At 71.9% G+C, this 22225-nt stretch carries 22 protein-coding genes and 1 pseudogene; 13 read left to right on the top strand and 10 right to left on the bottom strand.

Annotation, left to right across the window (positions count from 1 at the left end; genetic code table 11):
• The first annotated feature begins 175 nt into the window (after positions 1-175).
• The 3 genes from Bequi_RS12325 (at position 176) to Bequi_RS12315 (ending at position 2201) form a co-directional block, all read left to right on the top strand.
• On the top strand, positions 176-649 hold the full coding sequence (locus Bequi_RS12325; RefSeq protein WP_249738235.1) for a S66 peptidase family protein: 474 nt from the start codon (positions 176-178) through the stop codon (positions 647-649).
• A gap of 86 nt (positions 650-735) precedes the next feature.
• Positions 736-1299: a GNAT family N-acetyltransferase gene (locus tag Bequi_RS12320; protein WP_249738234.1), complete on the top strand. Its 564-nt coding sequence runs from the start codon at positions 736-738 to the stop codon at positions 1297-1299.
• Complete coding sequence (locus Bequi_RS12315) at positions 1284-2201, top strand: RCC1 domain-containing protein (protein ID WP_249738233.1); 918 nt, start codon at positions 1284-1286, stop codon at positions 2199-2201. Before Bequi_RS12320 ends, Bequi_RS12315 begins: the two co-directional genes overlap by 16 nt.
• Before the next feature lie 28 nt (positions 2202-2229).
• On the opposite strand, the gene Bequi_RS12310 is transcribed toward Bequi_RS12315, so the two are convergent.
• Entirely contained in the window at positions 2230-5829 is a 3600-nt protein-coding gene (locus Bequi_RS12310; RefSeq protein WP_249738232.1) for an error-prone DNA polymerase, read from the bottom strand.
• Between the two features lie 95 nt (positions 5830-5924).
• Here Bequi_RS12310 and Bequi_RS12305 point away from each other — a divergent pair, with 95 nt between their 5' ends.
• Complete coding sequence (locus Bequi_RS12305; RefSeq protein ID WP_249738231.1) at positions 5925-6065, top strand: hypothetical protein; 141 nt, start codon at positions 5925-5927, stop codon at positions 6063-6065.
• Positions 6066-6186: 121 nt separating this feature from the next.
• On the opposite strand, the gene Bequi_RS12300 is transcribed toward Bequi_RS12305, so the two are convergent.
• Both Bequi_RS12300 and Bequi_RS12295 read right to left on the bottom strand, forming a co-directional pair.
• Positions 6187-7935, bottom strand: a complete 1749-nt coding sequence (locus tag Bequi_RS12300; protein WP_249738230.1) for a DNA polymerase Y family protein — start codon at positions 7933-7935, stop codon at positions 6187-6189.
• The gene (locus Bequi_RS12295) at positions 7932-8927 is read right to left on the bottom strand and encodes a hypothetical protein (RefSeq protein ID WP_249738229.1); all 996 of its coding nucleotides are present in this window, start codon (positions 8925-8927) and stop codon (positions 7932-7934) included. The genes Bequi_RS12300 and Bequi_RS12295 overlap by 4 nt, the downstream gene beginning before the upstream one ends.
• A 245-nt stretch (positions 8928-9172) precedes the next feature.
• Between Bequi_RS12295 and Bequi_RS12290 the strand changes: the two genes are divergently transcribed.
• The 5 genes and pseudogenes from Bequi_RS12290 (at position 9173) to Bequi_RS12270 (ending at position 12525) form a co-directional block, all read left to right on the top strand.
• On the top strand, positions 9173-10024 hold the full coding sequence (locus Bequi_RS12290) for a GNAT family N-acetyltransferase (protein ID WP_249738228.1): 852 nt from the start codon (positions 9173-9175) through the stop codon (positions 10022-10024).
• Positions 10025-10063: 39 nt separating this feature from the next.
• Positions 10064-10639, top strand: a pseudogene (locus Bequi_RS12285) (dienelactone hydrolase family protein); the annotation flags it as partial.
• 132 nt (positions 10640-10771) lie between these two features.
• Positions 10772-11473 carry a hypothetical protein gene (locus Bequi_RS12280; protein WP_249738226.1) on the top strand — a complete coding sequence of 234 codons (702 nt, stop codon included), beginning with the start codon at positions 10772-10774 and terminating at the stop codon, positions 11471-11473.
• Between the two features lie 46 nt (positions 11474-11519).
• Positions 11520-11882, top strand: a complete 363-nt coding sequence (locus Bequi_RS12275) for a PaaI family thioesterase (RefSeq protein WP_249738225.1) — start codon at positions 11520-11522, stop codon at positions 11880-11882.
• A gap of 199 nt (positions 11883-12081) precedes the next feature.
• Positions 12082-12525 carry a hypothetical protein gene (locus Bequi_RS12270; RefSeq protein WP_430623120.1) on the top strand — a complete coding sequence of 148 codons (444 nt, stop codon included), beginning with the start codon at positions 12082-12084 and terminating at the stop codon, positions 12523-12525.
• A 178-nt stretch (positions 12526-12703) separates the two neighbouring features.
• Here Bequi_RS12270 and Bequi_RS14285 read toward each other — a convergent pair whose 3' ends face one another.
• The 6 genes from Bequi_RS14285 to Bequi_RS12245 all read right to left on the bottom strand — a co-directional run bounded on the left by Bequi_RS14285 (position 12704) and on the right by Bequi_RS12245 (position 16404).
• Positions 12704-12832: a hypothetical protein gene (locus tag Bequi_RS14285; RefSeq protein WP_283774977.1), complete on the bottom strand. Its 129-nt coding sequence runs from the start codon at positions 12830-12832 to the stop codon at positions 12704-12706.
• A 253-nt stretch (positions 12833-13085) separates the two neighbouring features.
• Positions 13086-13556 (bottom strand): P-loop nucleotide/nucleoside kinase family protein, encoded by a 471-nt coding sequence (locus tag Bequi_RS12265; RefSeq protein WP_249738224.1) that lies wholly within the window; start codon positions 13554-13556, stop codon positions 13086-13088.
• A 191-nt stretch (positions 13557-13747) separates the two neighbouring features.
• Entirely contained in the window at positions 13748-14125 is a 378-nt protein-coding gene (locus Bequi_RS12260) for a GNAT family N-acetyltransferase (RefSeq protein ID WP_249738223.1), read from the bottom strand.
• Between the two features lie 121 nt (positions 14126-14246).
• A complete protein-coding gene (locus Bequi_RS12255) occupies positions 14247-14705 on the bottom strand; it encodes a bleomycin resistance protein (protein WP_249738222.1) in 459 nt (152 codons plus the stop codon).
• Positions 14702-15583, bottom strand: coding sequence for a TrmH family RNA methyltransferase (locus Bequi_RS12250; RefSeq protein WP_249738221.1), 882 nt, complete (start codon positions 15581-15583; stop codon positions 14702-14704). Before Bequi_RS12250 ends, Bequi_RS12255 begins: the two co-directional genes overlap by 4 nt.
• Before the next feature lie 26 nt (positions 15584-15609).
• Entirely contained in the window at positions 15610-16404 is a 795-nt protein-coding gene (locus tag Bequi_RS12245; RefSeq protein WP_249738220.1) for an ABC transporter ATP-binding protein, read from the bottom strand.
• Positions 16405-16574: 170 nt separating this feature from the next.
• Between Bequi_RS12245 and Bequi_RS12240 the strand changes: the two genes are divergently transcribed.
• Together Bequi_RS12240 and Bequi_RS12235 are read left to right on the top strand one after the other, a co-directional pair.
• Positions 16575-18083: an RNB domain-containing ribonuclease gene (locus Bequi_RS12240; protein WP_249738219.1), complete on the top strand. Its 1509-nt coding sequence runs from the start codon at positions 16575-16577 to the stop codon at positions 18081-18083.
• Complete coding sequence (locus tag Bequi_RS12235; RefSeq protein ID WP_249738218.1) at positions 18080-18886, top strand: hypothetical protein; 807 nt, start codon at positions 18080-18082, stop codon at positions 18884-18886. The genes Bequi_RS12240 and Bequi_RS12235 overlap by 4 nt, the downstream gene beginning before the upstream one ends.
• A 46-nt stretch (positions 18887-18932) precedes the next feature.
• Here Bequi_RS12235 and glgA read toward each other — a convergent pair whose 3' ends face one another.
• Positions 18933-20129: a glycogen synthase gene (gene glgA, locus Bequi_RS12230; RefSeq protein ID WP_249738217.1), complete on the bottom strand. Its 1197-nt coding sequence runs from the start codon at positions 20127-20129 to the stop codon at positions 18933-18935.
• A gap of 116 nt (positions 20130-20245) precedes the next feature.
• Between glgA and glgC the strand changes: the two genes are divergently transcribed.
• Together glgC and serB are read left to right on the top strand one after the other, a co-directional pair.
• Positions 20246-21481 carry a glucose-1-phosphate adenylyltransferase gene (gene glgC, locus Bequi_RS12225; RefSeq protein ID WP_249738216.1) on the top strand — a complete coding sequence of 412 codons (1236 nt, stop codon included), beginning with the start codon at positions 20246-20248 and terminating at the stop codon, positions 21479-21481.
• On the top strand, positions 21481-22164 hold the full coding sequence (gene serB, locus Bequi_RS12220; RefSeq protein WP_249738215.1) for a phosphoserine phosphatase SerB: 684 nt from the start codon (positions 21481-21483) through the stop codon (positions 22162-22164). Before glgC ends, serB begins: the two co-directional genes overlap by 1 nt.
• Positions 22165-22225: the final 61 nt, after the last annotated feature.

Raw genomic sequence — 22225 nt, 5'->3', positions numbered from 1 at the left:
ACACCGTGCGACGCCACTCGGCGCTGGGCTACCTCACCCCGGCCGACTATGCTCGCCACTGCACCCACGAAATGGAACCCGACGACTCACACAGAGACCGGACCTAACAACGGGGGCGGCCCACTCCCCCGGCGCGCACCGCCAGGGTTTCGTGGACTACGCGACGCATCCCGAGGTGAGCGAGTATGAGCTCGACGTGGCCAGTCGGTGGGAGCGGTGGGACGTTCCGGGAGAGGGATTACGCGTCGAGGGCCGACTGATCGGCGGGTGCATCGAGACGCTCGTGAACCTCGCGGGCACGCCGTTCCTGCCGGTGGACGCACTGGCGGCCGCGGGAGAGCCGCTCGTGGTCTTCGTCGAAGCGGCAGGAGACGACGCCGCGACGATCTGCCGGAACCTGCACGGGATGCGCCTGGCCGGATTCTTCGACGACGCGGCCGCGATTCTGGTGGGACGCACCTTTGCTCCCGACGCGCCGACTCTGACCCAGCGGGAAGCCGTGCTGGATGCCCTCTCGCCTTTGGGCGTGCCGATCCTCGGCGGCGTGGACTGCGGGCACTGGGCCCCGTACATGCCCCTGGTCAACGGGGCGCTCTGCCGCGTGGAGCACGGACCCGAGAGCTCCAGGATCACGCAGACGCTGGCGTGAGGCGATCCGCGCCCTCGGCACGTGATGATCCCTCGACCCTCCTGGTGCCGTCGACGCGGTGGGCGTCTGCACCCTAGTCTGAGCAGGTGACCTCTCTCCACGACATCCCCTGGCCCCGGCGCACAGAGCGCCTTGAGCTGCGTCCGGTGCTGCGGGAGGATCTGCCCGCGATCTGGGAGTACCGACGCCTGCCCGAGGTCTTCCGCTGGATCAGTGGACCGCACGCTGATGAGGCATCCTTCGTGGCCGGCTCCGACCGGATGCTCGCCCGCAGCCTCGTCGTCCAGTGCGATGGTCGGGTGATCGGGGACCTGATGGTCGCGATCGAGGACGGCTGGGCTCAGCGCGGCATGGAGGAGCAGGCGCGTGCGGTCCAGGCGGAACTGGGCTGGGTGTTCACCCCTGAGGTGGCTGGCCAGGGCTATGCCACCGAGGCCGTCCGTGCCGTGATCGATATCTGCTTCGGTGAGCTCGGGCTGCGTCGCGTCCATGCGGGATGCATCGCCGCAAACGAGCCCTCGTGGCGGCTCATGGAGCGGATCGGGATGCGGCGCGAAGAGCATTCGCGCGCCACGGCCCTGCACGTCTCGGGCCAGTGGCTCGACGGGATGGACTACGGCCTGCTCGCCGAGGAATGGCCGACGGCGTGAGCGAGGTCCCGGTGGAGGACGGCATTCCCCCTTTCTTCCTCCGCTGCGATTCTTCCCCGGTGCATCCACCGCTTGCGGCGGGACCGCGGCATACCCTCGGACTGTCTGCGGACGGCACCGTGAGGGCGGCAGGCCCTGTCGGATCTTCGGAGTGCTCCGTTTCGCAGTGGCGGGACGTCCTCGCTGTCGCGGCGGGATCTGTGCATGCCGCCTCCAGCACCGGGCGCTCGCACAGCGTCGGACTTCGTGAGGACGGCTCGGTCGTCGCTGCGGGGTGGAATGCTGACGGCCAGTGCGAGGTCTCCTCATGGTCGGGGATCGTGGGCGTGGCGGCGGGATGGAGATGCACGCTCGGTCTGCGTGCAGATGGAAGCGTTCTCGCGGCCGGGCGTCGCACCGAGGGCGCGTGCGACGTCGAGCTCTGGCATGACGTGACCGCACTCGCGTGCGGGGACTGGCATTCGGTGGGGCTGCGTGCAGACGGGAGCGTCGTAGCCGCAGGCAATGATCGGCGCGGTCAGTGCCGCGTCGGCTCCTGGTCCGATGTGCTCATGGTCGCCGCTGGGAGTGTGCATACTGTCGGTCTCACCACGGAGGGGCGCGTACTGGCATCAGGAGCTTCGGGAGCCGGCACCGATGCTGTGGGCTCCTGGCGATCCATGTCCGCAGTCGCGGCGGGGAGCCACCACACTGTCGGTATCACGGCCGATGGGAAGGTGTTGGCGGCCGGGGACGACTCCGCAGGACAGTGTCGGGTGAGTTCTTGGCGCGACGTCGTGGCCGTCGCCGCCGGTGCCCGTCACACGGTGGGTCTCCGGGCAGATGGCACCGTGCTCGCGACCGGATCCGACGAGTACGGACAGTGCGGTGTCGCGGAATGGCGGCTCGGACGGCGCCTCTGATTCTTCAGGCGGCGGCTCTGCCGCAGTCTCAGTGGAAGTCGCGCGAGGAGCTCGCCACGGCGAGCTGCAGCACCTCGACCCCGTCGGCCACGAGATTCACCGCCCCGGTCGCGTTCTCCACGATCCCGCGCACCACGATCGAGCGCGAGGTGCGCAGCAGCGCCCGGTGTCGCGACCAGAAGCCCTTGGAGCACACGACGTTGAGGATCCCGGTCTCGTCCTCGAGGCTGAGGAAGGTAATGCCGCTGGCCGTCGCGGGGCGCTGGCGGTGGGTGATGACCCCGCCCACCCGGATGCGCGAGTCGTCCTCGGCGCTGCGCGCCCCGCGAATGCTGCGCACGCCCCGCTCCTCGAGCTCGGCGCGCACAAGCGCCATGGGGTGGTCCGCGAGCGTGATGCCGGTGGCCCAGGCGTCGGCGGCCGCGAGCTCCGCATCGCTCATGCCCGGGAGCATGGGGGCGTCGGCCCCGATGGCGAGACCGGGCAGCACATCGGGCGACTCCTGAGCCGCGGCGCCCGCCGCCCACAGCGCCTGGCGGCGCGTCCCGGCGAGACCATCGAGGGCCCCGGCGGTGGCGAGCGCCTCGAGCTGACGGGCGCTGAGGCGCACCCGGCGCGCGAGATCGCTGACGGAGGCGAACGCGCCGCCCTTCTCGCGGGCATGGACGATCTCCTCGGCGGTCCGCTCGCTGATGCCGCGCACCTGCTCCAGGCCGAGTCGGATCGCCGGCCCGCTCCGCGCTCGCTCCCCCTGCACCTGCGGGCGGGCCGCGCGCAGCGCCTCCTTCTCCGCGTCGCTCCACCCGGTCGGTCCGCGATGGCGAGCGGCAGGGCCCAGCAGCTCCTCGGTGCCCGGGATGCGATAGGCGCGATGGGACCCGGGGCCGCCCTCCCCCTCGTCAGCCCCCTCCCCCAGCTCGAGGGTGGTCATGACGTCGCTGATCGCGATGTCGACCCCGTGGGTCACCACGCCGTGGCGGCGGGCGTCGGAGATCAGCGACTGCGGGGAGTAGAAGCCCATCGGCTGGGAGCGCAGCAGAGCGGCGGTGAACGCGGCCGGGTAGTGGCACTTGAGGTAGGCGCTCGCGTAGACGAGATACGCGAAGGAGTAGGCGTGGGATTCGGGGAAGCCGTAGTTCGCGAAGGCCAGCAGCTTGCGGTGGATCGCCTCGGCGTCCTCGCCGGTGATGCCGTGGCGGGCCATCCCCGCGAACAGCTGGTCCGAGAGCGCGAGCATCTTGTCAGTGGAGCGCTTGGAGCCCATCGCGCGGCGCAGCTGGTCCGCGAGCGCCGGGGTGAAGTCGGCGACGTCCACGGCCATCTGCATGAGCTGCTCCTGGAACAGCGGCACCCCGAGGGTGCGGCCGAGGGACTTCTTCAGCAGAGGGTGGATGAAGGTGACCTCCTCCTCCCCTGTGCGGCGCCGGATGTAGGGGTGCACGGAGCCGCCCTGGATGGGACCGGGGCGGATCAGGGCCACCTCCACCACGAGGTCGTAGAAGGTCTGCGGCTTCAGGCGCGGCAGCGTCGCGATCTGGGCGCGCGACTCGACCTGGAACACGCCGACGCTGTCGCCGGTGCAGAGCATGTCGTAGGTGGCGGGGTCCTCCTGCGGCAGGTCGCGCAGGGTGTGATGGCCGCCGTGGTACTCCCCGATGATGCGCAGGCAGTGATCCAGGGCCGTCAGCATCCCGAGCCCCAGCAGGTCGAACTTCACCAGTCCCGCGTCGGCGCAGTCGTCCTTGTCCCACTGCAGGACGCTGCGGTTCTCCATCGCCGCCCACTGCACGGGGCACACCTCGATCACGGGCCGGTCGGCGAGGACCATCCCGCCGGAATGGATGCCGAGGTGGCGGGGCGCATCGCGCAGGCGGTGGGCGAGCGCCTTCACCTCATCGGGGATGTCGGTGGTGTCGAGAGAGGTGAAGGAGCGCTCGATCTGCTTGGACCAGGCGTCCTGCCGGCCGACGTCGTGCCCGAGCGCCCGGGCGGCGTCGCGCACGGCGAGCTTCGCCCGGTAGGTGATGACGTTCGCGACCTGCGCGGCGTTCTCCCTGCCGTAGCGGCTGTAGACGTACTGGATGACCTCCTCGCGGCGGTCCGAGGCGATGTCGATGTCGATATCGGGGGGTCCGTCGCGCTCGGGTGCGAGGAAGCGCTCGAACAGCAGGTGATGGCCGACGGGCTCGACCGCCGTGATACCGAGCGCGTAGCAGACGGCGCTGTTGGCAGCGGAGCCGCGGCCCTGGCACAGGATCTCCTCGCGCGCGCAGAACGCGACGAGGTCGTGGACGATCAGGAAGTAGCCGGGGAAGTGCAGGTCGCAGATGACCTGCAGCTCCCGGTCGATCTGCGCCCACGCGCCGGGCACGCGCTCCTCGCTGCCGCCGGCACCGTCGCTGCCGCCCTCGCCGTCGCCCCCGTCGGCCGTGCTCGGGTCGCCCGGACGCGGACCGTAGACGGTCTGCGCCTCCTGCTCGACGAGCGCGCGCAGCCAGCTGGCCTCGTCATGGCCCGCGGGAACCGGGTAGGGCGGGAGGTCCGGGGCGAGCAGCTGGAGATCCAGCGCGCACTCCTGCCCGATGCGTGCGGCCTCGCGGATCGCGCCGGGATATCGGGGCAGGAGCTGGGCCATCTCCTCGCCGCTGCGCAGATGCGCGAGGTGGCCGGGGAGGTAGGGGTCGGCCTCCGCCAGCGGCACGCCGGCGCGTAGGGCGGCGTGGGTGTCCGCGAGGCGCTTGTCGGCGGGCTGGGCGTAGTGCGCGTTGGTGCTCGTGAGGACGGGGAGGGTCACGGCGTCCAGGCCCTCCTCCTCGCGCACGATCCGGGCGCCCTGCACGAGGGCGTCGTGGAGGTCATCGGCCAGGACGTCTCCGGTCGCGGGCAGCTCGACAGCCACGTTCCCCGCCCCGTACAGCTCCACGAGGCGGCTGATCTGGCGGGCCGCCTCGCGGGCGGCGCCCTCGAGGTCGCCGTCCTCCACGAGCGGTCGCACGGCGCGGACGACGGCGCCCTTGCGGCAGCCCGTGAGGATCAGCCAGTGCCCCTCGCGGGCGAGCCGCGAGAGCTCCGCGAGCCGGTAGCGGGGCGTCGCCTTCGTGCGGGAGTCCAGGTGGGCGCGGGAGATCGCCGCGGACAGCTCCCGGTACCCGGTCTCGTCGCGCACCAGGATCAGCAGATGCTCGCCGTCCGGGTCGCTGACGCCCGTGCGGGATGGGGAGAGCATGGGCGCGGCGGAGGCCTGCTGCGCGTGCGGGGCGATGCCGAGGGTCAGCTCCGCCCCGAACACGGTCGCGAGGCCGTGCTCCCGGGCGGCGCGGGAGAAGCGCACCGCCCCGGGCAGCCCGTCATGGTCCACGAGGGCGAGCGCCCGCAGGCCGAGGGCGGAGGCCTGGGCGACCATGTCCTCGGGACTGGAGGCGCCGTCGAGGAAGCTGAAGTGGGAGTGGGCGTGCAGCTCCGCGTAGGCGATGTCGGCGCGCGGGCGGTAGGGGACGGGCGCTGGGGTCTGCTCGCCGTCGCTCGCGCTGATGACGGTGATGGGCGGGTTCACCGCGGAGACCGGACGGTCGGAGAGGACCGCCTCGAGGTCCTTCCAGGCGGGCGGGCCCAGGAACCATCGGCTCATCGGGCTCCTCCCCTGCGCCTCGACACCGCGGCCGGGATCGACAACACTGGGACGACCTCGCGCCGGATCCCCCGGCGCCCTCCGAAGGAGACCAGATGAGCGACACCACGCCCCAGGGCCAGGACGAGAGCACCGACCTCGATGAGCTGAACGAGAGCGGCGTCGGCGGCACCCTCGGCCAGAAGGACACGTTCGAGCCCGAGGAGACCGAGCACCCCGACACCGACAAGGCCTGAACGCCGCGTCCCGTCCGGACCCTGCGGGGCCGCGGACCGGTGCACCGCCTCTCGGGGCGGCCGCAGCCGGGTCGCGGCCCCGCTGCGCATCCGCCCTCCTGCGGGCGCCGTCATCGCGGCCCTAGTCATAGAGACCCTCCGCATGCCACTGCCCTGCCCGGGACAGCAGGAGCAGCGCATGCCCTTCCTCCAGGATCACGTGCAGTCGCGCGGCCCGGGCCCCATCGGGTGACCACCAGCGCTCGTCCAGGATGCTGGGCCGCCCGAAACCGGTGACGGCGTAGTCCCGCCCCGGCTCCAGCCCGTGCGCGCGCAGGTCGGCCGGCGCATCCTGCGCCCGCTCTCCCGCCGGCACGCGCAGAGCGGCCGGATCCGCGCTCAGCAGCCCGCGGGCGGTGACGACCACGCCGCTGCCGCCCGCGGCGCGCAGCTCCACCGGCGGCGGCTGCGCGAACACCACCGCAGGCAGAGGACGGGGCAGGGATCCCGGCCAGGGGCCGGGCCGGGCATCGGGCTTCTCGCTGCGCCAGGGCACCAGGTGCACCTGCTCGCGCAGCAGGCGCCCGCCGATCTCAGCGGGAACGAGCACGGCCTCCTCCCCCGCGAGGCCCTGGGCGCGCGCGAAGGCGCGGCCTGCGCGCTGGGCGGCCTCCCCGGCGCTCCCCCACAGCGCCGCGGCCCCTTCCCCGGCAGGCATGAGCTGGAGGGGGTGCAGGCCGATCCGCACGATCTCTCCGACCTCCTGGGCGCCGCTGCGGCGCAGCCGGGCGCTGGTGATCCAGCCGTCGCACTGCCAGCGGATCCGGTCCACGACGTCCGCCGGGGCGAGTGCGCCGTCATGCCGCCAGGTGCGCTCGAGCTCCTCGCCCGCGGCGGTGCGCGCGCTGATCCGTAGGCGCGTGCAGATCATCCCGCGGGCCACCAGCATGCTGTGCAGCTCCTCGGCCATGGGCCGGGCGATGAAGGCGGCCTGGTCCGCGCGCACGAGCGGCGTCTCCAGCGCGCGGATCACCTCGAGGGGCTGGGTGGGATGGTGCGCGGCCGGCGGGATGGGCTCCCCGCCGCTGGCGAGCAGGTGCAGCTGGGCGACGTCGGCCCCGAAGCGGGTCAGCACCGAGGCGCGCGGCAGCGCCGCGAAGTCCCCGAGGCTCGTGATGCCGAGGCGGGCCAGGAGGTCGATGACCTCGGCGAGATCCAGGCGCCCGCCCTTCTCGCCGACGGCAGCGGGCCGGTCGCGATGCCCCCACCCAGGGCCGACCGGCGCCTCCCGCAGCGCCTCCAGATCATGCGGGGCGAGATAGTCGCGGCTGCGGCCCGGGCGCACGATCCTCCCGGTGCGGGCCGCGAGCAGCGCCGCGAAGGGACCGTCGGCGATGCCGACCGCGCAGTCCCAGCCGGTCGCGTCGGCCACCGCGTCCACGATCCGCTCCGCGAGGGCGCTCTCCCCGCCCTGGTGGCGGGCGGGACCGCGCGCGCTCATCAGCAGCACGCCCGGGCGCAGCACGTCCACGCCCGCGGCCACCGAGTCGACCGCCGCGGCGACCAGCTCGAACAGGGCGCTCTCGCGCTCCCGGTCGCGGTCCGCGACGATCGCTCCGGGGCAGGCGGCCTGCGCTGAGCGGCGCCGCATGCCTGCGCTCACCCCGTGCGCGCGGGCGAGATCGTCGGCGTGCAGCACGCGGTGGTGCTCCATCACGATCAGTGGCGGCCTGCTCCCGTCCGCTCGCGCTCCGCCCTCGGCACTGCGCTCGAGGTGGTCGTGCGCGACGACGAGGGGCCAGGCGGGGATGAGCACGGCGGCGGTGCGGGTGGCGGGCAGGGCCTCGGGGCGCTCCTGCTCCGGGGGCGCCGGGGGCAGCAGGAGGGTCATCCGGCCCTCCGCACCGCGTGCAGAGGCGCGCGCTCGGCCCCGGCGGGGGCGGCGAGCAGACCGTGGACCTCGGGCAGGAGCACGATGGCCTCGCGCTCCCCGGCGATGCCGCGACCGGCCGAGCTCACGTGCAGCCGGCGCGAGCGCAGGCGCCCGCTGCCTGCGCGCAGTCCCGTCCACATCTCGCTGCGGGTGCGCAGGTGCAGATCGGCGCGCCCGGGAGGCGCGGCCGCCACGAGCAGGGTGTCCTGCGCGCGGGCGCGATCGACCAGGCTGCGCCACAGCGCCGGGGACAGCCGCAGCTGCGCCCCGAGCACGAGCACGCCGACGCCGTCGACGAGCGCGGAGAGCACCTGCGGCAGCTGCGGCATCTCCTCGGCGCTGACCGCAGGGACCAGTGCGAGGCGCGAGAAGTCCAGACCCGCATCGCGCGCGGCGCGCAGGCCCACGTGGGGCATCCCCGCGATCGCGCACCAGGCGTCGGGACCGCTCGCGCTCGCGGCGAGAGCCAGCTGCAGGGAGGTCGAGCCCGGGCCCTCGATCGCCACGGAGCTGCCCGCGCGCAGCGAGCCGTAGGGCACGAGCGAGGCGAGGGGGCCCGGCAGCGGGAGGCGGGAGTGCGCGTCGGGAGGCAGCGGCGCCGGGGCCCCGGGCGCCCCGGCGGGCTGATCGGCGGGGGGCTCCTCCCCCGTCTCCTGCGTCTCCTGGATGCGGTGCGGGGAGGGCACCAGCCCGAGTGGCGGGCGACCGGAGGAGGCGCCCTTCGCGGCGGCAGCGCCCCGCGTCTCGGCATCCTCGTCGGCAGGCACGGGCTCCGCAGCGCTGAGACCGCCGAGGGCCGTGCGGTCGATGCGGCCGCCCCACCGGGAGGCGCTGCGCTCGGCCGCGCCGAGAGCGGCGCGCGCCCGGGCCAGACGGTCGGCGCGGTTGGACCGCTCGGCGGCGTCGGGCCGATCGGCGTGCGCCGGGCGCAGCTGCGTGGGAGTGCTCATGGGTCTCTCGCCTCCTGTCCTGACCTGGCGGGCATGAGCCCGGCACCGACGCTTCGATCGAACATGCGTTCGAACAGTACGCCGATGCTCGGTGCGGGCGTCAAGCCGCGCAGGTCAGAGAATCGAACATGTGTCCACTACTGTCGATCAGGGGTGGGACAGACGAGATCGGCCCGCCCCCAGGGGGCCTCTCGTAGAGTGGCGGGCATCGCATGCACCAGCACCCCGGATCCCAGGAGAACGCCATGACCAGCACCGATGTGCGCTTCAGCATCTCTCCCTCGATCAGCGACGCCGTCCGCAGCGCCACCGACCTCGCCGGTGAGGACTTGGAGGATTTCGCGCAGCGGGCGCTCGAGGAGCGTGCCGAGCAGGTCCTCCGCGAGAACCAGGCCTCCACGGTCGTTCCCGCGCAGTACTTCGATGACCTGTGGGCGCAGCTGGATGAGCCGCCGCACGCGAACGAGCGGCTCGAGCGCGCCTACGAGCGGCGCTGCCACGAGATCCGCGACATGATGAACCCGATGGACGGGCTGGTCGGCTCCTCCGGACCCACCGGCGAGGGCCTCGATGCCGACTCCGACCTCACCTCCGAGCTGCTGGACCCTGATCGCCACCGCATCGGCGAGTTCAGCAGCGGAGACATCACCCTGGATACGTGGTTGCACCGCAGCGCCGTGCGCGCCGAGCGCACGATGACCGCCCGCACGTGGGTGTGGTCGGCCGACGACGGCACGATCACCGGCTACTACACGCTCTCCGCGCACAAGATCTCCCGCGGGCGCCTGCCCGATCGCATCGGGGGGGCGGGACTGCGGGAGATCCCCGCGATGCTGCTCTCGCGCGTCGCGCTCGCCGAGCATCTGCACGGCCAGGGCATGGGCGAGGCGCTCGTCGCGGATGCGATGCACCGCGTGCTCGTGGCCGCGCGGACCGTCGGCACGCGCGTGGTCGTGATCGACGCGATGAACGAGGAGGTCACCGGCTTCTACGAGCGCCTCGGCTTCCAGCGGATCCCCGACGGCCTGCTCCTGCTGCAGCGCACCGTGGACGTCTATGCCGCGCCGCAGGTTGATCAGGCGCCGCCGGCCCCGTAGCCTCAGGGCAATTCCGCGACCGCGGAGAATCCCGAGGAGGACGCCATGGCCCAGATCCTGCTGATCCACCACATCCAGGGGCTGACGGACGGCGTCCGCAGCTTCGCCGACGAGCTGCGCCAGGACGGCCACACCGTGGTGGTCCCCGATCTGTTCGAGGGCCGCACCTTCTCCAGCATCGAGGACGGCTTCGCCTTCGCCACCGAGACGGGCTTCGACGTGCTGCGCGAGCGGGGCCTCGCCGCTGCCGCCGAGCTGAGCGGGCCCACGGTCTTCGCCGGGTTCTCCTTCGGCGTCACCATCGCTCAGGAGCTCGCGCAGACGCGGGCCGACGCTGCGGGCGCCCTGCTCATGTACTCGTGCCTGCCGGTGTCGGAGTACGGGGAGCAGTGGCCGGATGCCGTCCCCGTGCAGATCCATGGGAAGAGCGGCGATGAGTTCTTCGCCGAGGACCTCGAGTACGCCGAGGCCCTCGCCGCTTCCGCCCCGCGCGCCGAGCTGTTCCTCTACCCCGGCGATCAGCACCTGTTCGCCGACTCCTCCCTCCCCGCCTATGACCCCGAGGCGGCGGTACTGCTCCTCGAGCGCGTGCGCGCTTTCCTCGCGGCGCTCTGATGGCGGAGCAGGGCGCTGGCTCGCCGGAGGCGCGTCGAAAGGCCGACGAGACGAGCGACAGCCACGAGCCCCCGCGAGGTCCTCGGCATCCCCGTCGGCCGTGATCGTCTCGAGCGCTGGCGCGACTGGCTGATGCCGGCCACGCAGCCCTTCCGCGTCCCCGCGGACATCGCGGAGAGCAGCGGATGGGCCGGCGAGCGCGCGCGAGTGACCGCTGAGCTGCGCGATTCCTTCGAGCTCTACTTCTGCCCGCCCGAGCAGCGGATCGTCCTCCTCGACCGGGCGCAGGCGCGCGAGCTCCCGACGGCGGTGCGCGCCCAGCAGCCGGCCCCGCACCGCTGGCCGACGGCCGATCCCGCCCGGGATCTCGAGCAGACCGTGCGGCGCGTCGAGCGGAGGCGCGCCCCGAGCCGGCATCGAGAGATCTCAGCGGAGAGCTGGACGCGGATCGGCGAGCGTCTGCCCGGGGCGCGCGGAATCGCCGGCACATTCCCGGAGACCAGCGGGCCAAACTGCTTCGGCGCGGTCATGGCTGCGGCGGGCGTTGCGGGCGCCGAGGCCGAGTGGATGCAGATCGAGCCGTTCGAGCGGTGGCTCGTCGGCGCCACCGAGCCGGTCCGCGGCGCTGCCGCTGACCAGGAGATCGGCACGGTGCTCGTCTGGCGCACGGCCGATGGGCAGGCCGCGCACGCCGCGATCACCCTCGGCGAGGACCGCCTGCTGCACAAGGCCTCGCAGGGTTGGATGTCCCCCACCGTGGTGCTGAGCGTGCACGAGGGGAAGATGGCCGCCCGCTATGCGGGGCTGCACCTGAGCAGGCGGCGGCTGGTCTGAGGATGGTGACCGCCGGGTGGCGCTGCGATCTGGCATCCTCGAGGCCATGAGCACCGCGAACCCCTTCCTCGAGCACGTCGGCATCGATACCTCCGGCGATCCCACCGTCCGCACCGATGAGCGCCACGCCAATGCCGCGGGCGGCGTGCAGGGCGGCCTCATCGCGACGCTGCTGGACGCGGCCATGGGCGATGCGGTGCGCGAGGGCCTGGAAGAGGGGCAGCAGGTCGCGACCGTCCAGCTGACCGTCACCTACCTGAACCCCGGCACACCTGGCGACACGCTGACTGCGACCGCCGAGGTGCGCAAGCGCGGCGGGAAGCTCGTGCTACTCGAGGGCGACGTCGCCGACCAGGACGGCACCCCCATCGCCCACGGGGTCGCGACGTTCACGGTCACGGAGTCCTGAGGATCACGCCATAACTGCAGCGCTGAGCATCCCCCTCGACAAGGGGCGCGGCGCGCTCCTGGCCGCCCTCGACGCTTTCGAGAGAGTCGCCGCATCTCTAGACGACCTCGCTCTGCTGGCCCCGAGCCGCGCGCACGGGTGGGCACGCGTGGACTGCCTCGTCCACGTGCGGGTGGGGCTCGAGGAGATGCTCGCAGGCATGTCCGCCACCACGGATGAGATGCCCACGGTCGACGCCGCGAGCTACTGGAGCACGTGGGAGGACGGCGCTGAGGAGGATCCCGTCCCCGGGATCCTCTGGACGCGCCGCACCGCGAGCGCCTACTCCCGGCCTCAGAACGCAATGGAGCACCTGAGCATGGTCGGGCGCGGGGTGCGCGGCACTGCCGCGCGCATCGACGAGGGCGCCCTCGCCTTCCAAGGCCACGTCATCGCGACCGGTGACTTCCTGGCCACGTGGGCCGTCGAGCTCACCGTGCATCACCTGGATCTCGACCTGCCCCTCGGCGAGCCCGCGCTTGCGCCGGCCGCGCTTACCCTCGCACGACACACCGTCGACGCTCTGCATCCCGACGTGGCCGATCCCGCCGAGGACGATGAGCGCGCCGTGCTGCGGGGCTTCGGGCGGGTCACCAGCGACTGAGCTCGCCGTGGGCACGGCGAATGCGCTGGACCCTGCCTTGCACAATCCCGCGCTATCCTCGTCTCACGACATCCCCCACGCCTCTCCACGATGCGCACTTGGGGGATTTTCTCCATCCAGGGTCATGCGGCGGAGCTCTCGGGGCCGCTCCTCTCGGGAAGACGGCCCTCGAACGCGCTCAGGCGGAGGACTGGTCGAGGCATCGCGCCGTCGCTGCGCGCACGATCTCGCGCCCGGCCTCGGTCAGGCCGTCCCGGGCCTCGGCCAGGAGTCGGACGATGTCCAGGTCCCCAATGCTCGCGGCCACAAGATGTACTGACCGGACACATTGATCGAACGACTTGGCGACGACCCGATCCCTCGATCGGACTCAGGCTTCGTCTGGGTGCTCGCCGCCCCCACGACTCAGCTGCTAACGGACGCTCACCTCGACCGAGGTGCGAGCCGTCAGCCGCACAAGCACTCGCCCGCGATCGCTGAACCAGCGGGGTCGGCCGCCATCGGTCCCACGACCGCTCAGGCCGCTGACGGCGGGACGGTCATGAGAGGAGGTGAGAACCTCACGCGGATTCGGGAATCACGGTCAGTGGCCCCTCATCCTCGGTGGGCGCCTGGAAACCGTCGAAGTAGGCGGCGGCGAGCTCGGGGCTGAGGGTGAAGTCGTCGCAGTGTCCCAGCGTCCGCGCCTCCACTCGCTCAAGGCACGTCGCCCGGTCCGTGGCCAGATAGATCGTCTCGGGCACGACACCCGCAGGTTCGAGCAGAGCCCGCCAGTCGTGCCGCATGCGCCTCGACCAGAACGAGAAGTCGAGCACGACATCTCGCCCTTGGTTCACGAGGTCCACCAGCCGCTGGCGCAGGAGCGTCTCGATCGCCGCGTGCTCGGGCGACGGCAGGGGCATCGACCTGAGGCCGCGGTTCCACGCTTCCTGGTCAAAGGACAGCCGGGCGAATCCACCCGCTTCCAGTGAGCGGGCCACCGTCGACTTGCCCGAGCCAGCCGGACCACACATGAACACGACACGAGCCATGACCTGGAGCCTATCGTCGACGTGTCCCGAGAACATGCGGGAACTGCTGCTGAAAGGTCGACTAACGTCCCCGGTCGGTGCAGCAGACCCGACGCCGACGCGTCACGTGCGAGCCTCTAGGAGACCCGGGGCGACACACCGCTCCCATGCCGCGCTCGCACCGCGCCGCCGACCGATGGCTGCCGGCCTCGTCAGCGGGGTGGGGTCCACCGGTACGTCATGTCCGGCTCGTTCTCTTCGTTGCGGGTTCCGTCGTTCTCGTCCAGAAGTTGGAAGCCGCGCCGCTCATAGAAGGCGCGCGCATCGGTGTTCCGCGTGAAGACCCGCAGGGTCAGCCGGTCGGGACTCACCCGACGTGCCTGCTCGAGCAGCAGGCTGCCGACTCCGCGCCGCCGCTGCTCCGGGGCCACATAGAGGTGCTCGAGCACATCGTCCTTGACGGCTGCGAACCCGTGAAGCTCCGACCGACCGGGTTCCTCCGCGACCCAGACCTCGCACTCGGGCATGACGACATGCGTGACCCACCAGCGGGTCTGGTCATCGTCGTACTGGTGGGGCAGGTACGGCATGGCGGCTGCTCGGGAAGCCAGGAACACATCTGTGATCGCGTCGGCGTCGTCGACGCTTGCGCGACGGAGGACTGCGTGAGGCTGAGAGTGCGTACGAGTCATGCTCGGATCTTCCCATCCTTCATACGCCAACCTTCCCACTCAGGCCACTGACCGCCGCCCCACCCAACGCCTGGAACCGCACCAGATACCCGTCGGGATCCGTGACCAGGAACTGCCGCACCCCGGCCTCGTCCTGCTCGCCGACCCGGTACCAGCGCGTCTCCGGCTCCATGAACAGGGTCCGGCCCGCGGAACCCAGACCAGCGAGGATCGTCTCGAGCTGGGCTTCGAAGACGGAGATCTGGAGATTGATCCCGCGGCCGAGCGGCCTCTCGAGCGGGCCGGTGATCCAGTTGCGGCCCACGCCCTCCTGCTCGAGCATCAGGTGCGCGCTGCCGAGCGCGAGGTACGCAAAGCGCTCCTCGGGCCGGTCGTACGAAATGGAGAACCCGGCGATGCCGACCCAGAACGCGAGGCTCTCCTCGAGATCGGCGACCAGGAGCTCCGGCACCAGGGCCGGCTCAAGCATGTCGCTCACGCGTGCTTCTCGGCCGACTGAGCTGATCCGGCGGCCGGTCGCTCCCCCGCCATCGCCCGCCGCTGCCAGAACACGACGGCGCTCGCCGCGGCGACGTTCAGCGAGTCGACCGCTCCGCTCATCGGGATGATGACGTGCTGGTCGACCGCCCGCAGGGTCGCGGGCTTCAGTCCGTGCCCCTCGGAGCCGAGCACGAGCGCGACCTTGCGGTCCGCCCTGAGATCGACCTGATCCAGCGCCACCGCCGAGTCGCTGAGCGCGAGGGCGAGTACGTCGAAGCCGGCCGCGTGGAGCTGCGCGATGCCGTCCTCGCCGTGCGGCCAGGATTCGAGGCGCGTCCACGGCACCTGGAACACCGTGCCCATCGAGACCCGGATCGAGCGCCGATACAGCGGATCCGCGCAGCTGGGGGTCACGAGCACGGCGTCCACGTCGAGAGCCGCGGCCGAGCGGAACATGGCGCCCACGTTCGTGTGGTCCACGATGTCCTCGAGGATCGCGACCGTGCGCGCACCCTGCAGCACCTCGGCGATGCTCGGCAGCTGCGGGCGCTGCATGGCGGCGAGGGCCCCGCGGTGCAGGTGGAATCCGGTGAGCTCCTCCAGCAGGCTCTCCTCGCCCACGAATACGGGCACGTCAGGGAACCGGGTGAACAGCGGCGCGAAGCGCTCGATCCACGTCTCGCTCATGAGGAAGGATCGCGGCTGTGCACCCGAGGCCATCGCACGCTTGATGACGTTGAAGCTCTCGGCCATGAACAGCCCGCGCTCCACCTCCATGCTCGAGCGCAGGCGCACGTCGGTCATGCGCAGATAGTCGTCCAGCCGGGATTCGCTCAGATCCTCGATCCGGATGATCTGCGCATGCTCCTCCCTCATCTGCTCCGCCGGAACCATCGCCGGGGTCAGGAGAGCTGCACGGAGCGCGCGGTGAAGCGCTCTCCATGCTGTTCGACCACGAGCGGCAGCCCGAAGGTGCGCGTGAGGTTCTGCGAGGTGAGGGTCTCGGTGAGGGGCCCGGCCGCGACGGCCTTCCCGCCGCGCAGCAGAAGGGCGTGCGTGTAGCCCGGGGGGATCTCCTCGACGTGGTGGGTGACGAGCATCGTCACCGGCGTCGCGGGATCCTTCGCGAGCCGCGCGAGGTTCCGCACGAGCTCCTCGCGGCCCCCGAGGTCCAGTCCCGAAGCCGGCTCGTCCAGCAGCAGCAGTTCGGGATCGGTCATGAGCGCGCGCGCCGAGAGCACGCGCTTGCGCTCCCCCGTGGAGAGGGTGCCGAACTGCCGGTCGGCCAGATTCGCGACGCCGAAGGCGTGCAGCAGGGTGCGGGCGCGGTCGGTGTCCAGATCGTCGTACTGCTCGCGCCAGCGGCCGACGACGCCGTACCCGGCGGTGACCACGACGTTCAGCGCGGTCTCCTGAGCCGGGACCGAGTCGGCGAGCTCCTGGCTCGCGAGGCCGATCAGGGGGCGCAGCTCGAAGACGTCGGTGCGGCCGAGGCGCTGCTCGAGGATGTCCACCGTGCCGGACGTCGGGTGCAGGCGGGCTGCGAGCAGGCGCACGAGCGTGGACTTGCCGGCGCCGTTGGGGCCGAGCACCACCCAGCGCTCGCCCTCGCCGATGCGCAGCGAGAGGGAATCGAGCAGGTTGCGCCCGCTGCGGCGGACGACGACATCGGTGAGTTCAGCGGCAGCGTAGGACATGCCTGTGACGATACCGTCTGGAGCGCGCCGGACCCTGGCGGCGCGCACACGCTGCGCGCACCCGGCACCCAGGCGCGCTCTGCCTACACTGAGCAGGCCCAGGGCGCCGGGCGGAGGGCGGAAGCCCCGTCGACGCCGGCCCGCATTCCAGCCCCACCCAGGAGGCTCCCGTGCCGCAGCGTCCCGTCTCGCTCCACGCCCCGAAGGGATCGGTCGCCGCGGCGACGATCAAGGAGGGCCTCGATGCGCTGATCGCGAAGGCCCAGCAGGACTCCGAGCTCGCCGTCGAGTTCCCGCCGGGCGTCCTCGCCGAGGCCGAGGAGGCCGCAGCGAGCTGGCGCGACCGCGCCCGCGATCACGAGGACCTCACCGCCGTCGCGTTCGTGACCCTCGATCCCGAGAGCTCCACGGACCTCGACCAGGCCATGCACCTCGAGCGCACCGGCGCGGGGTACCGGGTCCACTACGCCATCGCTGACGTCCCCCTGTTCGTGCCGCTCGGCTCCGCGCTCGATGCGGAGGCGCGCCGCCGCGGGGCGACCGTGTACCTGCCGGACCGTCGGATCCCCCTGCACCCCCCGGTGATCAGCGAGGGCGCCGCGTCCCTCCTCCCGGACCAGGAGGCCCCCGCGTTCGTGTGGATCCTCGATCTGGACGCGAAGGGCGAGGTGACGGCGGTGGATCTGCGCCGCGCGATCGTGCGCTCGGGCGAGAAGCTCGACTACGACGGCGTGCAGGCGCAGATCGATGCGGGTGATCCCCATCCGATGATGGCGCTGCTCCAGGAGATCGGCGACCTCCGCGCGGCCCTCGAGGTCGAGCGCGGCGGCGCGAGCCTCACCGTTCCCGAGCAGGAGGTCGAGGCCGACGGCGAGCACGTGCGCCTGCGCTGGCGGGAGCTGCACCCCATCGAGGATGCGAACGCGCAGATCTCGCTGATGACCGGAATGGCCGCCGCGACGATCATGCTCGAGGGCGGCGCCGGGGTGCTGCGCACCATGCCGCCCGCCGACGCCACGAACATCGCCCGCTTCCGCCGCCAGGCCGAGGTGCTCGGGATCCCCTGGGCCGACGGTCTCACCTATGGCGCGTTCCTGCGCACCCTCGACTGGCGCGACCCTGCGCACCTGGCCCTGCTGAACCAGGCCGCATCCCTGTTCCGCGGCGCGTCCTACGCCGCGTTCACGACCCCCGAGGAGATCCCTGAGGACCACGAGCAGGCCGCTCTCGCCGCTCCGTACGCGCACACCACCGCGCCTCTCCGCCGCCTCGTCGACCGCTTCGTGCTGCTCGCCTGCCTCGCGCACGTGCGCGGCGAGCAGCTTCCGGCCGATCTGCGAGAGGCTCTCCCGCTGCTGCCCGAGCTGATGCGGGAGTCCGCCGCTCGCGGCGGGGCGCTCGAGCGCGACGCCGTCAGCCTCGTGGAGACGGCGGCGCTCGAGGCCCTCGTCGGCGAGACGTTCTCCGCCGCCGTGATCGAGCGGCGCGAGGGGAAGACGCCGACGGGCAAGGACGGGAAGAAGAACGGCACACCATCGCAGACCCGGGTCGAGGTGCAGCTCACCGACCCGCCCGTCACCGCGTGGATCCTGATCGATGCGGAGGTCGGCACGGTGATCCAGGTGCACCTGGACTCCGTGGACATCCCCGGGCGCACCGCGCGGTTCTCTGCGGCGTGAGCGACCTGCCGGACCCCTCCGTCTTCACGGGCGCCGCCGCGCGCGACCTCGTGCCGCTCCCCCGCGCGGCCGCCCTGATGCTGTGGGCGGGCGCGTACCTGCGCGGAGACATCGGGCCCGACGACGCCGCGATCGCCGCCCGCGGCAGCGGCCACCGTCACGCCGAGACCAGCGGGGAGGACCTCTTCGACTGGATGACCGGCCTGCGCCGCATCCCGCTGGTGAGCCTGCAGCTCGTGCTGCCCGTCCCCGGGCGGATCGCAGGTCTCATCGGCCCGCCGGCCGCGATCGGCGCCGCGCTCGAGGCGGAGCAGGCGATCGTCGTCGGCGCCGCGGGACTGGCCGACCACACGCTCGTCCCCGCGGCCGAGCCCATCGGCTCCGAGGGCATGCGCGGAGTGCACGTGCAGTGGGAGCGCTTCGCCGCGCCCCCGGGCGCTGCCACGGCGCCCCCGATGCTCGGCGGATCGGCACGGCGCGACTTCCTGCGCAGCCTCCACCGCGCGGCCTCCGGCACCGTGGCGCTCGATCTCGTGCCCGAGGAGCAGGTCGAGCTCGCCTCCCTGCCGCCGGGCTGGACGGCGACCCTACCGCCGCCCGGCCTCGCGCCGAGCGATCAGCAGCAGCTCGTCCTCACCGCCCGCACCCTGCTGCTGGCGGGGCAGGAGCTGCTCAGCCCCGGCACCGCCCGCGCGCTCGCCGAGGAATCGGCGCGCGCGCAGGTGCTGCGACAGCTGCGGGACGGCGCGCGCGAGGCGCTCGCGGAGACCGTCGGCGGGATCGCGGCCGACGGACTGCGCTGATCTCCCCGGCGGGAGCCCTCCTGCGAGGGCTCCCGCCGGGGAGGCATCAGGCGCGGGACTGCTCGATCACCGTGCGGTACACCTCGAGGGTGCGCTCGGCGATCGAGGTCCAGGAGAAGTGCTCCGTGGCGCGGCGGCGCGAGGCCTCGCCCATCTGCTTCGCGCGCTCCGGATCGCTCACCATCTTCACGAGGGCGGCGGCGAGATCCGCGACGAACTTCTCCGGGTCCTTCGGGGTGCCCGTGCCGTCATCGACCTGGTCGATCTCCACCAGGTAGCCGGTCTCGCCGTCCACGACGACCTCGGGGATGCCGCCCGTGGCGGTCGCGACGACGGGGATGCCGCACGCCATCGCCTCGAGGTTCACGATGCCGAGGGGCTCGTACACGCTCGGGCACACGAACGTGGTCGCGTGGGAGAGGATCTGGGTGAGCTGATCGCGCGGGAGCATCTCGGTGATCAGGTTCACGCCCTGGCGCGTGGCCTTCAGCTCGCTCACGAGGTCCTCGACCTCCTGGGCGATCTCGGGGGTGTCCGGGGCCCCCGCGCACAGCACCAGCTGGTAGTCGGCCGGCAGCTCGCGCACCGCGCGCAGGAAGTAGGGCAGGCCCTTCTGACGGGTGATGCGGCCGACGAACACGATCGTCGGCGCATCGGGATCGATGCCGCGATCGGTCAGGACGGACGTATCGGGGTTCGGGGCCCAGGAGTCGATGTCGATCCCGTTGTGGACCACGTGGACCTTGTCCGGGTCGACGTTCGGGTACGAGCGCAGGATGTCCTCGCGCATGCCGCCGGAGACCGCGATGATCCCGGCGGCGTTCTCGTATGCGGTGCGCTCGATGTACGAGCTGAGGCGGTAGCCGCCGCCGAGCTGCTCGGCCTTCCACGGCCGCAGCGGCTCGAGGGAGTGCGCGCTGATCACGTGGGGCATGCCGTGCAGGAGCGAGGCGGTGAAGCCGGCGAAGTTCGCGTACCAGGTATGCGAGTGGACGAGGTCCGCGCCCGCGCAGTCCTCCGCCATCGGGAGATCCGTGCCCATGGTGACGAGTGCCGAGTTCGCGCCCTCGAGCTCCGAGGGCGTGCCGTAGGCGGTCGTGCCCTCCTCGTCCCGGGGCGCGCCGAAGCAGCGCACCTGGACGTCGATGTGGGGCCGGAGCACCTGGGTGAGCTCGGCGACGTGCACGCCGGCGCCCCCGTACACCTCCGGTGGGTATTCCTTGGTGAGCAGATCGACGCGCATGGGACCTCCTGGGGTCAAGGCTTCAGGGGCGCCGCCGTGGACGGCGCCGAGGGTGCGGGAGGACCGCCAGTCGAGATGCTGTGTGAAACGGCCCACAGTTCCATTATCCTCTACTCATGCCCAAAGTGCTCGCCATCGTCCTCGCCGGCGGAGAGGGGAAGCGGCTCATGCCGCTCACCCTCGACCGCGCCAAGCCTGCCGTCCCCTTCGGCGGCATCTACCGACTGATCGACTTCGCCCTGTCGAACATCGTCAACTCCGGCTATCTCCAGATCGTCGTGCTGACCCAGTACAAGTCGCACTCCCTGGACAAGCACATCTCCACCACGTGGCGCATGAACTCCCTCCTCGGGAACTACATCGCCTCCGTCCCCGCGCAGCAGCGCACCGGCAAGCACTGGTTCCTCGGCAGCGCCGACGCGATCTACCAGTCCCTGAACCTCATCGGCGAGGAGAACCCCGACTACGTCGTGGTCGTCGGCGCCGACAACATCTATCGCATGGACTTCTCGCAGATGGTCGAGGCGCACATCGCCTCGGGCCTCCCCTGCACGGTGGCCGCGATCCGCCAGCCCATCGAGGAGTCCGACCAGTTCGGCGTGATCGAGGTCGATTCCTCCGAGCCCGAGAAGATCAAGCGCTTCGTGGAGAAGCCGAAGACCACCGAGGGCCTGGCGGACGATCCCACCCAGATCCTCGCCTCGATGGGCAACTACGTCTTCACCGCCGATGCGCTGGTCGAGGCCGTGACCCGGGACGCCGAGAACGAGGACTCCGCCCACGACATGGGCGGCAACATCGTCCCCTATTTCGTGGACCAGGGCGCTGCGGGCGTCTACGACTTCATCCGCAACGACGTCCCCGGCTCCACCGACCGCGACCGCGACTACTGGCGCGACGTGGGCACCATCGACGCCTTCTACGAGGCGCACATGGATCTGATCTCGATCCATCCGATCTTCAACCTCTACAACGACCAGTGGCCGACCTACGCCGGGGTGCGCAATCTCGCTCCCGCGAAGTTCGTCCACGCCGGCCCCGGCCGCGTCGGCTCGGCGGTCGACTCGATCGTCTCGCCCGGCGTCGTGGTCTCGGGAGCGCAGATCTCGAACTCGGTGCTCTCGCCGAACACGCGCTACCACTCGTGGTCGAGCATCTCGGACTCGGTGATCATGGACGGCGTCACCATCGGGCGCCACTGCCAGATCCACCGCGCGATCATCGACAAGAACGTGGAGATCCCCTCGCGCACCCAGATCGGTCTCGACCCGGAGCACGATCGCGCGCGCGGCTTCCATGTCACCGAATCCGGCATCACCGTGATCGGCAAGGGAGAGATCGTCACCCCGTGATGACCTCTGCAGCATCGCCCGCAGCGCGGGCGCTCCTGGTAAGCGATGTCGACTCGACGTTCCTCACGCAGGAGGTGATCGAGCTCGTCGCGGATCACGCCGGCACTCGGGAAGCGGTCCAGGCCGTCACCGAGGCCGCGATGCGCGGCGAGCTCGATTTCGCCCAGTCCCTCCATCAGCGGGTCGCGACTCTCGCAGGACTGCCCGTGAGCGTTCTCGCCGACGTGCGCTCCGCCCTGGTGCCGACTCCCGGGGCCCTCGAGCTGATCGCGCGCGCCCGAGCGGCGGGCGTGGTGACTGCGCTGGTCTCCGGCGGGTTCCACGAGGCGATCGACGCGCTCGCCGCCGACGCCGGGGTCGATCACGTGATCGCGAACCGCTTCGAGGTGCGCGATGGGCGTCTCACGGGGCGCGTGGAGGGCCCGGTGATCGATGGCGCCGCGAAGGAGGCCGCACTGCGCCGTCTCGCCGCCGAGCACGGTGTTCCGCTGAGCCGCACGATCGCGCTCGGGGACGGCGCCAACGATCGCGCCATGCTCTCGGCCGCAGGGATCGGCATCGCCTTCCAGGGCAAGCCCGCGCTGCGGGAGGTGGCGGACATCTGCCTCGAAGGGCCCAGCCTGCTGGAGGCGTGGGAGCCGATCGAGGCCCTCCTGGAGCAGGTGTCGCAGCCCCGGGACTGAGGCCCCAGGACTGAAGGCTCAGAGCTGAGGCTCCAGGACGGACGGACAGCGAAGAGGGGCG

Source organism: Brachybacterium equifaecis, from assembly GCF_023509525.1.
Lineage (GTDB): Bacteria > Actinomycetota > Actinomycetes > Actinomycetales > Dermabacteraceae > Brachybacterium > Brachybacterium equifaecis.
This window is presented reverse-complemented; position numbering and strand designations above follow the sequence as displayed.